The following is a 13,064-nucleotide window of genomic DNA, read 5'->3' on the forward strand; positions in this document are numbered from 1 at the left end:
CATACCAGTGCAGGTTTATCCTCCTATAGGTAGTATTTCGTCCATGATAATAAATGGATAGCCTTACGCCTTAGTTGGTGAAGGGATACATTTCCGACTCCTCCAAGTGTTTATTATATATTGAAACACATGTAGTTACAACGGTATTATCCAAAAGTTCGGGGAAATTCCCCAGCATTATATATGCTATCATTATCTTATTTCGGCATGACCTCAATCGTACTTTGGTAGACTCGAAATCATGTACATTATCGGTACATCTCTCCGTAAGAGATGTATCATGTTTAGCAATTGGAGATAATTAGGTGATATCCAATGAAGTATAAAATGTAATAATTACAATTTGTCAAACAACTGTTCGACAAATCCTTTTTAAGGACGTATTGGAAACTATTCATTTCTTAACTTTTTTGGTATTTATCACCGTTTTCCCAACAATTGTGTGTAACTTTGCATGCGAAATACATCTCTTACGGAGAGATACACCGATTTGTCGAACAAATCCACTTTCTACCGCCAAGCCTTTTTCCCAACGGTTTTCTTGTCGATTCGCATTTTATTCCCCCCCTAATCCGCTTATATACAAAGGATAGCTGTACCTTTAATGAGGCTACCACTACAGAATGTACATCGCGCTCTCAGGCCTTGAATCGGTACATCTCTCTTTAAGAGATGTTTCGCACGCCGCAAAATTACAAAAAATACTGCAATCCACACAGGATGAATCCTGAAAATTACGTTTTGGGCGAACCTTCCCACAGGATTTGTTCGACAAAAGAAGAAGAATTGTTTGACAAATAAAAGTGTATGAATTAACAAACTGTTTATTTTCAAATAAATAGCAGGTTGGATACATCTCTTAAAGAGAGATTTACCACTTTGTCCAACAAAAATCCCCCTGAACGGGAAAGGTTCAAGGGGAATCTCTCAACTTACAAAATGTGTTTGGGGGTACCCAATCATTCTTATCTGCCAATAGACCGGATGACCTTGCTGTTGGCTTTGTCCACCACCGAAGAATCCAGTAGGGCCAAATAGATGCGGGTCGTATCTTCCGAATCATGCCCTAACGCCTCGCTGATGACAGGCACGGGCACATTCTGACTCTTGGCGATGCTGGCCCACCCATGCCTTGCGACATAAAACGTGAGCTTGATGGGACATTCAACCATCCGGCCAATCTTTTGCAACCGCTTGTTCATCACATGCGAGGCATTCAGGTATTGCCGTCTTTCCTTTTCTCCCGGCACCTTGATGATGGGAAGAAGGTAAGGAGAATCCGGATTTGTGTATTTCCGGACAATTTCCTGCATGGGCTGCTCCCATTTGATGCAAAGCTGTTGGTCGGTCTTGTGCCGCCGATAGACAAGCACGCCGTTTTGCAAATCTTTCTTTTTCAAGAAAGCCAAGTCCACGAAAGACATGCCGCGAAGATAAAAGCAGAGCAGGAACAGGTTCCGGGCGAAAGCCAAGGCCGGATATAATTCCAAATCCAGATTCTTGATCCGTCCGATGATTTCTGAGGATACGCCCCTTTTGACCGTCTTCTCAACTCCCGTATGGACATGGCGGAACGGACTGCGGTTTTCCACCAATCCTTCCTCCGATGCCCTATTATATAAGGTACGCAGATTGCGCAAGTAAAAAGATACCGTATTCGGGCATTTCCCGTTCTGCTTCAGGTAAGCCTCGTATTCCATCATCATGACGGAATCCATCGCATCCAAAGGTACATCTCCCGCTTCGCCCCGGAAACGGATGAAACTGTTGAGTGAACTGGCATAGACTTCGGATGTCCGCTCTTTCCCCATGCGTTTGGTCTGGTCGATGACTTTCCGGGCATAGACAAAGAAACAGTCGTCATGTCCTTCCGGACTGTGATAGGCAAGGACTATCTGCTCGGAAGAAAGTTTCCCTGACTGTTCCAGCTTCCGGATAATGCCGTTCAACCGTTTCTGGTCTTCCTCCATACGGAAACGCAAGGCTTCCAGATAGCGTTCCCGGTCCGGATTGCCTTTCACGCTGCGGATTTTGCCCGCTTCCTTGTCCCATTCATAAAGGTGCAATTTATACCCCGTACTAATCAGGCGGGTCTGCCGCCCGTGTATCACTTGATAACATAACGTGCCCTCTTTGCCTGCGACCGAAGAGGACCTGAACTTGATTTTTATTGTTGCCATAATAATCGTTTTTTTTGCTGATAAAATATAAGTGAGCCGGGGACATACGGTTGTCCTCCCGTATGCCCCTTAACTGTTTTTATCCAAGCGCCTCAAATCCTCACTTTCTTTACCTGCGGTAAAGGTGCCTCCGTTTGCATTTCCGGACGGATATGCCAAGTGTGCCTGTCTGATGGCGGAGTCGGGACGATTTCATGAGATACCCCGGCATGGAGACTTTCTTTCTGGGATTCTTTTCCCTTTCCGTCTTCTTCCAGTACTGGCTCTTGTTTAGGAGCCAGTTCCAACTGTATCTTGCGGTCAAGAGCGGAAAGTTCGGATTTCAGTTGTTTCAGTTCCTCCTCCTTCTTCCACGTCTTGCCCGCTATCTCCTGCAACTGCGGTATCTCACGCTCCAGCACCTCGTTCTTTTCCTCGTACTGCTTGATAATCGCCGGGATACGCTCCAACGCATTGAGGAAGTTCAAGGCGGCGGCATGGGTGTCCGCCATCGCCAAATGCCCGTTGTTGTAGGTGTACTTGTAGTTACCCTCGACATGGAAACGGTTGTCGATGAACTCCAACCCCTCGCTGAGCGTCCGCTCGCTCACCACCTTGATGGGGAAGCCGTACAATTCACCGATACGCTGGGGTACTCCGCCTGTCGTGGCGTTCTTGGCTATATCCTGCAACCGCTTTCCGATGGCCTTTTCATCGGTGGTGTCCAGCCCGTCAATCTTTATCAGGTTGAGCCGGTTTCCGTCCTTGTCGATCTGTGCGGCAGCGGTGAACTTCTCCCAATCCTCCGTCATGGCGGCGATAATGGCTTGGTTGTTGCGCAGAGCGGTTGTCTTGCTTTCCAGCTTCAGTTCAGAATCGCGCTTGCCCCTGTTGAACGACTTGCGCTCACCCTCCAGCGAGGCGATTTTCTTTTCGAGCTTCGCCTTGTCCAGCAAGTCCGTGTTGCCCGACAGTATCGCCATGTATTCTGAGAAGTTCATGCCCGACTTCTCGTCCATCGCCCCCTCGTCGATGGTTCGTGCGCCCATCGCGCCGGACTTCAACTGCGATATGAACGTCTGCTTGCAGTGCAACAAGTTGAACTTGTACGAGTCCAGCGACTTCTCCACGGCATAGATGATGACGTCCACCTTGTTGTCCGCGTACAGCTTGGCAATCTCGTTGCCTTTCCTGACCGCCCGTCCGTCACGCTGGGCGAGGTCGGACGGCCGCCACGGCGTGTCGAGGTGATGGATGGCGACCGCCCTGCGCTGGGCATTCACACCCGTGCCGAGCATACTCGTCGATCCGAACAGCACACGCACCTGCCCCTCGTTCATCGCCTCGATGACCGCCTTCCTTGCCTTCTCGGTCTTGCACTCCTGAATGAAGCGGATTTCATGGGCGGGTATGCCGTAGTCCTCCACCAGCTTGCGCTTGATTTCGGTATAGACGCTCCATCCGCCGCCCGGCTGGAATGTACCGAGGTCGCTGAACACGAACTGCGTACCCCTCTGCGCATCGTATTTATGATAGTATTCCGCTATCATCTTGGCGCAATGGCTCGCCTTGTTGTCGGGGTGGTCTTCGTAATTCGGGTCAATCATGCGCATGTCCAATGCCATCTTCCGGGCATAGTCCGTGGCGATGAGCATCTTCGCCTTTTCCTCTGTTTCCGACAGCGGCGGCCTGCCTAAGATAGTCGCATCGCCGGACTTGGCGAACTGCATCAGCTTTCCGATAAACACCTCTTGGTCGGGCGTGGGCGGAATGTGGTGCAGTATCTCGTTCTTCTTCGGACGTTCCACGCCAATGTCCTCCGCCGTGCGGTAGTCGGTTATCTCGTTGTAGAACGCCGCCAGTTCGGGTACTTTAATAAAGTAGCGGAAACGTTCCTTCTGCACGATGCTGTTCGTTACGTTGAACTCAAAGTCGGTCGTCTTCTTAGCGAATATCGCCGCCCATGCGTCGAAACAGCGGATGTCCTGCTTCTCCAACGCCTTCGGGCGCAGGTACTTGAACAGCAGATATAACTCCGTGAGGCTATTGGATATGGTCGTGCCGGAGAGGAACGTGGCTCCCAAATCCCTGCCCGTCCGTTCCTGTATGGTGCGGATGGCGAACAGCAGGTTCAGCGCCTTCTGGCTCCCCTCGGAGTTGCCCAGCCCCGCCACTCGGTCGTGGCGCGTGTTGAACGTCAGGTTCTTGAATTGGTGGCTCTCATCGACAAAGAGGTGGTCGATGCCCATCTGCTTGAAGTCCGCCACGTCGTCCGCCCTCGTCTTGATGGCGTGTTCCACCTTTTCCAATTTGGCTTGCAGGTTGAACTTGCGTTTCTCCAAGCCCCGCAGCATGGCGCGTGACACGTCCTTGCCCTGACTACGCAATACCTCAAGGTTTTCCTCCACCGTGTCCAGTTCCGCCTGCAAGATGCGCTGCTGCAACTCCGGCGACTGCGGGATCTTTCCGAACTGGTCGTGCGACATGATGACGCAATCCCAATCGTTGTTCTTGATGTCGTTGAAGAAGCGCACCCGGTTGGCGGCGGAAAAGTCCTTCTCCGAGGCGTAGAGGATGCGGGCGTTGGGGTAAGCCTTGCGGTAGGTCTCGGCAATCTCCCTCACGTTGGCTTTCAACCCGATAATCATCGGCTTGTGCGCCAAGCCCAGACGCTTCATCTCGTAGGAGGCGACGCACATTATCAGCGTCTTGCCGCCGCCAACTTCCTGGTCGCCTATGCCGCCGCCGTTCTGTTTCACCATCCATACGCAATCCTTCTGCGAGGGGTACAAGTCCTTTATGCCCAAGCCTTTCAGGTCCAAGCCCGGGAACTTCTGGTGCGAGCCGTCGTACTTCGGGCGCACGAAGCAGTTGAACTTGCCGTTGTACATATCTGTCAGGCGTTTCTTGAACTCCGGCGACTGTTCTTCCAGCCATTCGGTGAAGCCGTTTCGGATTTCGTCAATCTTCGCGTTGGCGAGCTGGATGCCCTCGCTGTCGCGCACCTTGATGTCGTTCCCGTTTTCGTCCTTGCCGATGCTTTTCATCATGTCCGGGCAGGTGTTGTGCAGCGCGTGTTTCAGCAGGTTCATGCCGTCGTAGTTGCGGTAATAGCCCTTTACCAGAAACTCGTCTGTGATTTTCATCGTCTTGCAGGCACAGTTCACGGAATACTCGTCAAGGCTTTCCGAGTAGGTTATCCGCACGTCCGTGTCGAACAGGCGGCTCATGTAGGCGGCATACACGCCCGTGGGTATCCAACGCTCCCCGAAGTTGAAGTCCAAGTCCTCGAAGGGGATTTGTTCGGGCACATTCTCGCGCAAAGCCGCCAATGACTCCTGCGCCTGCGGCAGCATTGCGTGTCCCTCGTGTTCCCTAATCCAGCCCTCCACGTCGGCGACTTTCTGCACCACGTTCCCGGCGATGAAGCGGTCGGCAATCTCGTAGCCCTCCGCCAACGGGTTGTAGAACACCCGCCCTTTCAGGGCTTCCAGCATCTCCGCTTGCGGCAGGTCGCAGAGGGATTCCATGTAGGGCAGGTTCACGCCGCCGTACAGGTTGAGCGAGGCGGACAGGGCTTCTTCGGGCGATTCCACTTCGACCAATGTTTCCTGCGAAAAGGAAACGGGACGGTCGAAGATGTCCGCCTTGACAAACTGCCCGTCCTCGCCGCGCTCCAACGAGAGCATGTTGCGCCCCGAAGCGTCCATCAGGATGAACTTTGCGTTGTGCTTGGCGTTCAGGTTGCCGTAGCGCATGACGAACTCATCGTAGTAGGTGTTCAGGTTGCGGCGCAGCAGGGCGTTTTCCTCGTGGTTCTCCGCTTCGTGGACGTAGAGCCGCTCGTAGGTGTTACGCAGGTCGATGTACAACTGTGCCTTCTGCGCCTGCATCCCCTCCATGTCGAGCGGCTGGAAAGTCGCCCCGTACCTGGTGACATCCCTCAGCACCCCGATTTGGAAGCGGACGCCGCCTGTGTGTTCCCATACCAGAGAGCCGTCTTTCAAGTGCGGCTCCATGATGCCCTTGAACGGGCGTGGCATCATCGCTTCCTCTTTCCGGCGTTGCCGTTCTTCGGGTGTCAAGGCGGCTTCTTCCTCGCGCATTTCCCTTTCCACACGCTCGATTTGCGCTTTCCCTTCCGCCTCAAAACCGTTCTCAACGGGATAAAATGGGCGCACGGACGATGGTTGCTCCATTTCCGTAGCCTGTCTTTCTTCTTTTTTCGCCTCCGCCGCCCTTTCCGCCTGTTTGGCTGCATTGGCATCCATCTTCTCCCGACCGAGGCGGCGCAGTTCCGCCCGGCGTTCCGGCGTGAGCGACATCATCATTTCATAGAAGCCGTTGATGGGCGGGTTGGTCTCCCAGTCCAGACTGCGGTAGATGGCATCCTCCGGGTCATCGTCCTCTGTGGTTTCGGAAGCGTCTTTCACATCGGGTGAAGTGGCAGAAACGGTTTCCTGTCGGGACGCTTGCGGCACATCCATCCTGTTGCGGATAATTTCCTCCATTTCCTGCGCTTCTTCCGGAGTCAAGGACGTGATGTCGGAAGCCGCTTCTGTGGATTTGGCTTTCACTTTTCCGCTTTCTTTTTTCGCCGCTTCCTCCTTTCCGCTCTTCGGGAGGGAGAACAATGTTGGCTGTACGGCTTTCTTCCCTTTGGACTTACCGCTTTTCTTCCGTTCCGGTTTCAGCCCCCGTTCCGCCAACCGCCGCTCTTCCTGCGTGTAGCCGAACAGGTCGTACAAGTCCATAACCGGGGCTTCGGGGCGTTTGCTTTCCACCTCCTGAGCCACGGCTTGCACCGGTTCCGCTTTCAACTGTACCGACTTTTCTTCTTTTTTCGCCTCCGTCTGCATAGGTTGTACGACAATCGTCTGCCGAGTCTCCTGCCTTTTTTCCTTGATGCCATTATAGCGTTCCAAGTCCAGCCGTGCCGACAAGTCCGCCGACAGCATTTGGTACAAATCCGTTGCGATGCCCTCCACACCACCGCTGTGCGTATAAACCATAGCGGGCTTACCGTAAGGGTCGGTGTCCCTTTTCGCGTCGGTATGGATGATGCGTTCCGGGTGGTCGAGGAAATACCCGTTGGAAACAATGTTCGTGTGGTTGCTCTTTACCACATCGCCCAACCTCTTGTCTTCCTCGGAAAGTTCCTCCTTGCCTTCATTCTTTTGCAGGATTATCAGGTCACACCCCACCTCCGTGTTGGCATCTTCCGTGAACAGGTTGTTCGGCAGGCGGATGGCGGACACCAAGTCCGCTTTCCTTGTCATCATGTAGCGTGTGCCGCCGTTGCTTTCCGTATTCAATACCCCCTGCGAGGTGATGAACGCCACGATGCCGCCGTCACGCACCGCGTCCAGCCCTTTCAGGAAGAAATAGGTATGCACCTTCCTTGCCGCTATCTTCTTGAACACCGAGCCGTTGGCATATTCCGGGTCGAACACCGCGATGTCCCCGAAAGGGATGTTGGATATGGCAAGGTCAAAACGGTTCAGGAACGGCTTTTCTATCTTCTCGAAGCCCTCCGTGCGTATCTTCTGCTGCGGGTACAGGTGTCCCAGCATCTTGCCCGTCAGCAGGTCTTTCTCGAAGGCCATCACCTCCGCCTGCGGGTTGTCCGACAGCACCGAGCCGATGAACGCGCCCATGCCCGCTGACGGCTCCAGCACGAGGTTGGGGCGCACCTTCTTGTCGTGCAGCACGTCCGCGATGGTGTCGGTTATTGCTTTCGGGGTGTAGAACGCCGTCAGCACCGAGGCTTTAAGCGAGTCCACGTAGCGTTTGTACTCCGTTTCATCCTTGCTGTTCTCTCTAATGATTCGGTGCAGTTCCACCGTAGGCGCGAACAGTTCGAGGTCGGACTTCGCCCAACGCGCGGCGTCCGCCAGTTCCCTTGCCGGGTTCAGGATGCACTTCAGGCCCCCGAAGCCGCAGTAACGCTCTAATAGCGCACGTTCCCTCTCGGTGGGTGTGCGCCGCTCCCGGTCCAGCGTGAACGCCGTGCGTACCGCCTCGATGTTGTCGCGCATCTTCTGTTTCCTATTGAACGCCATAGGACTCCAGATAAAGCATGACGGTTCCCACCAGCTCCGTGTAGAGCAGGTCGTGTCCGGGCGACAGGGCGAAGGTGTCGTCCGACGTGTCGTAACCGGCGAACAGGTTTGTCAAGTAGGGATAAAGCTCGTTGCAGAACGCCTCGCGGCCGGATTCCGCCACCTCGTCGGCGAACTCGTTTTCCACGACCTCGCGCAGCAGGGCGTAGGGCGAGAAGTGCAGCCCGTGCAGCAGGACGCGCATGGCTTCCTCGTGGGCATACTCGACCGTACTTCCTGCCGACCTTTCTTTTTCAAAGGTGGTGGCGGCAGCTTCCTCCCTCTCTGCAATAAGGTACGTGTCGGAAACTTTGTCGGGATGGTATTTTCTCAGGTAGTCCAGCAGGTACAGCCCGTAGTAGGACAGTTCCGCTGGGACGGTTTTCTTGTTCTGTTTCATTTTCTGATGGATTTAGTGGTGAAAAATCAGATTGTGGAATGGATAGGAAAGAAGAAAAAAGGCACCCGGTATCCCTCCGAGTGCCGCCACTAAATCCATGTGAATAACGAGTATCAACGAATTGAAACAGATTATGACATGAATCAGTGGCAAAAGTAATGCAAATCGAGGGGAGAACAAAATAAGCTCGCTTATTTTTTATTCCGAGATGCAGCTTACTTTATTAAAAGGTACGTATTATTTTCTTCCTCCTTTCCTGTTAGTGAATTTTTTTGTGCCTTTGGCTTCGGGAAACACGAATTTTGTATTGAAATCCGCATCGAATGTGACCATTGCGCTGAACGGCTTGCCCTGCCTGCTCTTGAAGCCGTTGAGGACACCCGTGCTGCCTTTTGCCAGCAGTTCGTTCATTTCCGCGTCGGTGAGCGTCCTGCCCGCCATCTGGCGGAACACGGGCAGGGCGCAGTCCGGGTTGTCGCAGCGCACCACCTTGCCGTAGAACTGCATCGTACCCTTGCCGCACTTGGGGCAGGCACAGTCCGATGCCTTGTGCCCGAACAGCTTGTCCGAGGCAAGCAGTTCCGTGGTGATTTTCCGGGTATAGCTTTCAATGTCGCGGATGAATGCCTCGTGCGGCATCCTGCCTTTTTCTATCTCCGCCAGTTCCGCCTCCCAGCGTCCCGTCATCTCCACGTCGGCGATGTCCATGCCCCTGACGATGGAATACAGGGCAAGCCCTTTCTCCGTCGGCACGAGCGACTTCTTCACGCGCACCATGTATTCCCTTTTGAGCAGGGTCTCGATGATGGCGGCACGGGTGGCGGGCGTGCCGATGCCGCAGTCCTTCAACGCCTGCCGCGCTTCCTCGTCCTCCAAGCCCTCGCGCCCGGCGGTCTCCATCGCCGCCAGCAGGGTGCTTTCGGTATGCAACGGCTTCGGGCGTGTCATGCCCGAACTCATCGAACAGCCGCTCATTGCCAATATATCACCTTCTTTCCAGTCGGGCAAAACGGTGTCTATGTTGTCCTCGCCATAGACCGACCGCCAGCCCGCCTTGCGCACGATGCAGCCTTTTGTCTCGAACGCTATGCCCTCACACTCCGCCCGGACGGTGGTCGTGTCCTTGACGCACTCCGGGGAGAACGCTTCCACCATGCGCCCCACAATCATGTCGTAGATGGTCTGCTCGTCCTTGTAGAGCGCCAATGGACGGTTGGGTGTCACCAACAGGGCATGGTGGTCGGTCACTTTCGAGGCGTCCACGCTGCGGCGGTTCAGTCCGTCCAAGGCTCCAATCTTCTCCGCAAAGGAAGAATGGGTTGCCAGACGGTCGAACAGCATGGGCACTTCGTCAAACACGTCCTCCGGGATGTAGCGGCTTGATGTTCTCGGATAGGTGACGAGCTTCGCCTCGTAGAGCTTCTGCACGAGGGCGAGCGTCTGTTCCGCCGTGAAGCCGTGCCTCGTGTTCGCCTTCTTTTGTAGCGTGGTCAGGTCGTACAGGAGCGGAGGGTTCTCTATCTTTTCCCTCTTTTCGACTTTGGTAACGGTTGCTGCCATCTGTTCCTTTACCTTATTATATAGTATGGCGGCTTCCTCCTTGTCCTTCCATTTCTCCACCGAGGCGAACTTCACGACCTCATCCACGCTCACCGACGGCGTGGTGAAATGGAGCTGGTATACCGGTTCGGGCTGGAAACGCTTGTTCTCCCAAAAACGTTGGCAGACCATCGTCAGCGTGGGTGTCTGCACCCGTCCCACGGAATACGTGCCGCGCCCGGCGGCCACCGACAACGCCTGTGTGCCGTTGATGCCTACCAGCCAGTCGGCTTCGCTGCGGGCTTTGGCGGCTTGATAGAGGTTGTCGTATTCGCGGCCGTCCTTCAGTTTCTTTAATCCCTTGCGGATGGCGGCATCTGTCAGCGAGCTTATCCACAGCCTTTGGAACGGCAGGGTGCAGCCGATATAGGAATACAAATACCTGAAAATCAGTTCGCCTTCACGGGCGCAGTCGGTCGCCACGATGATGCCATCGCTTTCGTTCCACAGCTTGGTTATCACCTTGATTTGCTTCACCGCCGCCGCGTCCGCCTTGTAGCCCTTGTCCGTTTTTACCTGTCGGGGTATAAGCTCGAAGTTTTTAGGAATGACAGGCAGGCTGTCGCGCCGGAAGCCCTTGATGCCGTAGCCGTCTGGCAGGGCAAGCTGCACCAGATGCCCCAGCGCCCATGTCACGTGGTAGCCGTTCCCGGTGAAATACCCTTCTTCCCTTTTCATCGCGCCGACAATCCGTGCTATCTCACGGGCGACGCTCGGTTTTTCTGCCAATATGGTAATCATGTCTTTCTCTGTTTTTTTATTCGTTGATACTTTTGTCTTTAATGGGGATGAAACGGGGCACGGCATTGTTTGTGGGATATGCGCACAAGGCGGTGCATGTTCCCCGTTTCAGCCCGTCAATACTTATCGGATGGATTTAGTGGCGGCAATCAGGAAGATACTTTCATGCCTTTGGATTTCTTGGCCTGCTGCTTCTGCTGCGCATCATTCTTCGGCGTGGTCTGACCCTGCTGCAACGGCTCTTTCACGTGTTTGGTCGCTTCGTTGGTCTTCCCTTCGTTGTTCACGGCGAGCTGTGTCCGGCTCTCGTTGGACGGTGCGACGGTCTGCGCGAGGTCGGGGTTCTGCGAGTAGGTCAGCGGTCGGCCTTTCTCGAAGTTGAACTTCAGGTACTTCGTGCAGGGCTGGCCTTGGTCGTCCTTCGCATTGGCGAGCACCACCGTCTTGCCCGCCACGTAGTCGGCTATCTGCTGGTCGGTAAACACATCGTCTTTCCATTTCTTGATGGGGCGGATGCTCCCGTCCTCGTTTGTCCACGAGCGGTTACGGCGTTGCTGGTTATTCCCATCTTCTTCACCTTGTGACTGTTGGGGCGAATTGGAATTGTCCTGCGCCTTACCTTGGCCGTTTCCCTGACGCTGGGATTGCTGCTGCCTCGGTTGTCCCGGCACGAACTCCACATCGCGCTTGTCGGCGTTCACCTGCAACAAGGCTTGGAACTTGCGCCCGTTGGAGAGCATCACTTCCTTGGGCAAAGGCAATCCCGCACGTAGGATGTCCTGCTCTTCCCTTGACAGGTTGGTCTGTCCGATTTTGTTAGGGATGCGCACCTTGTCGGCAGGGATGTCCACGATTTCATTCGTCAGGCGGTCGATGCTGATGTAGTGGGGCTTGATTTCACCTGTCTTCTCGTTGGCGAAGTTGACGGGCTTGCCGAGGTTGCCCGTGCGTTTCAACGTCTTCTTGTCCTCTTCGGTGAAGGTGTAGCCCCTGTGGGGGATGTCAAGGCGTGGTTCATTGCGGATAAAATGGGGTGTCAGCTTCAGATAGCCGTCCTCCATCTTCTGGAAAGACAATCGGGCCTGCAATTCGTAACTCTCATAGCCGAAGGTCGGCTTTACCGTCACTAATCCCGTCTTGCCGTAGTTCATCAGGGCTTTTAGGTCCTTTTCCGAGAGTTTCTCCTTGTCAATGCCGCACTTGCGCAGTTCCTCCCAGTTTACTTGGTCGTCCGCTATCAGATTAGGCTTCTCCTGTGTTTCAGCTACCTGTGGCTGCTGAACATCCTTCTCTTGTTTCAGTTCTTCTTTCTTTTCCATTTCTTCTGTCTTTTTAATGGGTTCGTTGTTATTTTTTTCTTGTTTGACATTCTCTGTTTCTGCTTGTTGCTGGTACTTGGCGGTGTCCACCTTGTGCGAGGCAAGTATCTCCGCGTTTGCCACGGGGTCTTTCAGGAAGTCCTTGATGACGGGAAGCAGCGTGTCCACCGCATCCGCCGCCACCCGATAGAAGCCGAAGCGCGTCGGCTCCTTGCACTGGCGGTAGAAGTTCTTGAAGAAATTGTCCACCATGTCCCCGTGGCGGTCGAAGCGCAGGAAGTCCTGCGAGTGTTCCGGCTTCGCGGGCTTCGTATTGGGGTAGCCCTTGCCGTCCAGCCCGGCGACCACGCTGATCTCGCCCGTTTTCTCGTCGCGGACGACCAGCACGTCCTCTTGCTTTTTCTTTTTCTGTTCCATTTTTTTCGATGTTTTTAATGGGTTATCAAAATCACAGCTTGCGCCATTCGTCTATTTCCTTCTCATATATTTCCAAGTGGCGGCGGACGATGTTTTCCGTCAATCCTGAAACGCTCATTTTCCGCTCACCGAACAACCGGACTATCCGGTCCAGCCTGTCACGGGTCTCCTTGCTGAGGAATACCGGCTTGCGGTCTTCAATGGCAGGCACGGGCAGGTAAATCCGCCTGTAATCCGCCAAGGCTTCCTTGCAGGTGGCCATACTCGGTTTCTGTTCTCTGGTTTCAGCCGTCATGGCCATGTTTTCTTTTTCCGTTGCCATCATTTT

6 protein-coding genes are annotated in these 13,064 nt (G+C 54.1%); all 6 read right to left on the bottom strand.

Going from position 1 to position 13,064, the window contains the following annotated elements; translation table 11 throughout:
• Positions 1-965 precede the first annotated feature (965 nt).
• The 6 genes from HMPREF9007_RS15085 to HMPREF9007_RS15060 all read right to left on the bottom strand — a co-directional run bounded on the left by HMPREF9007_RS15085 (position 966) and on the right by HMPREF9007_RS15060 (position 13,061).
• On the bottom strand, positions 966-2,180 hold the full coding sequence (locus HMPREF9007_RS15085; RefSeq protein ID WP_004292757.1) for a site-specific integrase: 1,215 nt from the start codon (positions 2,178-2,180) through the stop codon (positions 966-968).
• 92 nt (positions 2,181-2,272) lie between these two features.
• Positions 2,273-8,221: an N-6 DNA methylase gene (locus tag HMPREF9007_RS15080; protein WP_017140768.1), complete on the bottom strand. Its 5,949-nt coding sequence runs from the start codon at positions 8,219-8,221 to the stop codon at positions 2,273-2,275.
• Positions 8,208-8,660: a DUF1896 family protein gene (locus HMPREF9007_RS15075; RefSeq protein WP_004292755.1), complete on the bottom strand. Its 453-nt coding sequence runs from the start codon at positions 8,658-8,660 to the stop codon at positions 8,208-8,210. The genes HMPREF9007_RS15080 and HMPREF9007_RS15075 overlap by 14 nt, the downstream gene beginning before the upstream one ends.
• 237 nt (positions 8,661-8,897) lie before the next feature.
• Positions 8,898-11,000 (bottom strand): type IA DNA topoisomerase, encoded by a 2,103-nt coding sequence (locus HMPREF9007_RS15070; RefSeq protein WP_004322053.1) that lies wholly within the window; start codon positions 10,998-11,000, stop codon positions 8,898-8,900.
• Positions 11,001-11,149: 149 nt separating this feature from the next.
• A complete protein-coding gene (locus HMPREF9007_RS15065; RefSeq protein ID WP_004292754.1) occupies positions 11,150-12,736 on the bottom strand; it encodes a DUF3945 domain-containing protein in 1,587 nt (528 codons plus the stop codon).
• A gap of 31 nt (positions 12,737-12,767) precedes the next feature.
• Entirely contained in the window at positions 12,768-13,061 is a 294-nt protein-coding gene (locus HMPREF9007_RS15060) for a DUF3408 domain-containing protein (protein WP_004292753.1), read from the bottom strand.
• Positions 13,062-13,064 lie beyond the last annotated feature (3 nt).

Origin of the sequence: Bacteroides sp. 1_1_14 (assembly GCF_000162515.1) — a bacterium.
Lineage (GTDB): Bacteria > Bacteroidota > Bacteroidia > Bacteroidales > Bacteroidaceae > Bacteroides > Bacteroides thetaiotaomicron.

Excerpts from the sequence above, each read along its gene's own strand:
- HMPREF9007_RS15060 (WP_004292753.1), bottom strand. The coding sequence starts at position 13,061 with ATGATGGCAACGGAAAAAGAAAACATGGCCATGACGGCTGAAACCAGA.
- HMPREF9007_RS15065 (WP_004292754.1), bottom strand. The coding sequence starts at position 12,736 with ATGGAACAGAAAAAGAAAAAGCAAGAGGACGTGCTGGTCGTCCGCGAC.
- HMPREF9007_RS15070 (WP_004322053.1), bottom strand. The coding sequence starts at position 11,000 with ATGATTACCATATTGGCAGAAAAACCGAGCGTCGCCCGTGAGATAGCA.
- HMPREF9007_RS15080 (WP_017140768.1), bottom strand. The coding sequence starts at position 8,221 with ATGGCGTTCAATAGGAAACAGAAGATGCGCGACAACATCGAGGCGGTA.
- HMPREF9007_RS15085 (WP_004292757.1), bottom strand. The coding sequence starts at position 2,180 with ATGGCAACAATAAAAATCAAGTTCAGGTCCTCTTCGGTCGCAGGCAAA.
- HMPREF9007_RS15075 (WP_004292755.1), bottom strand. The coding sequence starts at position 8,660 with ATGAAACAGAACAAGAAAACCGTCCCAGCGGAACTGTCCTACTACGGG.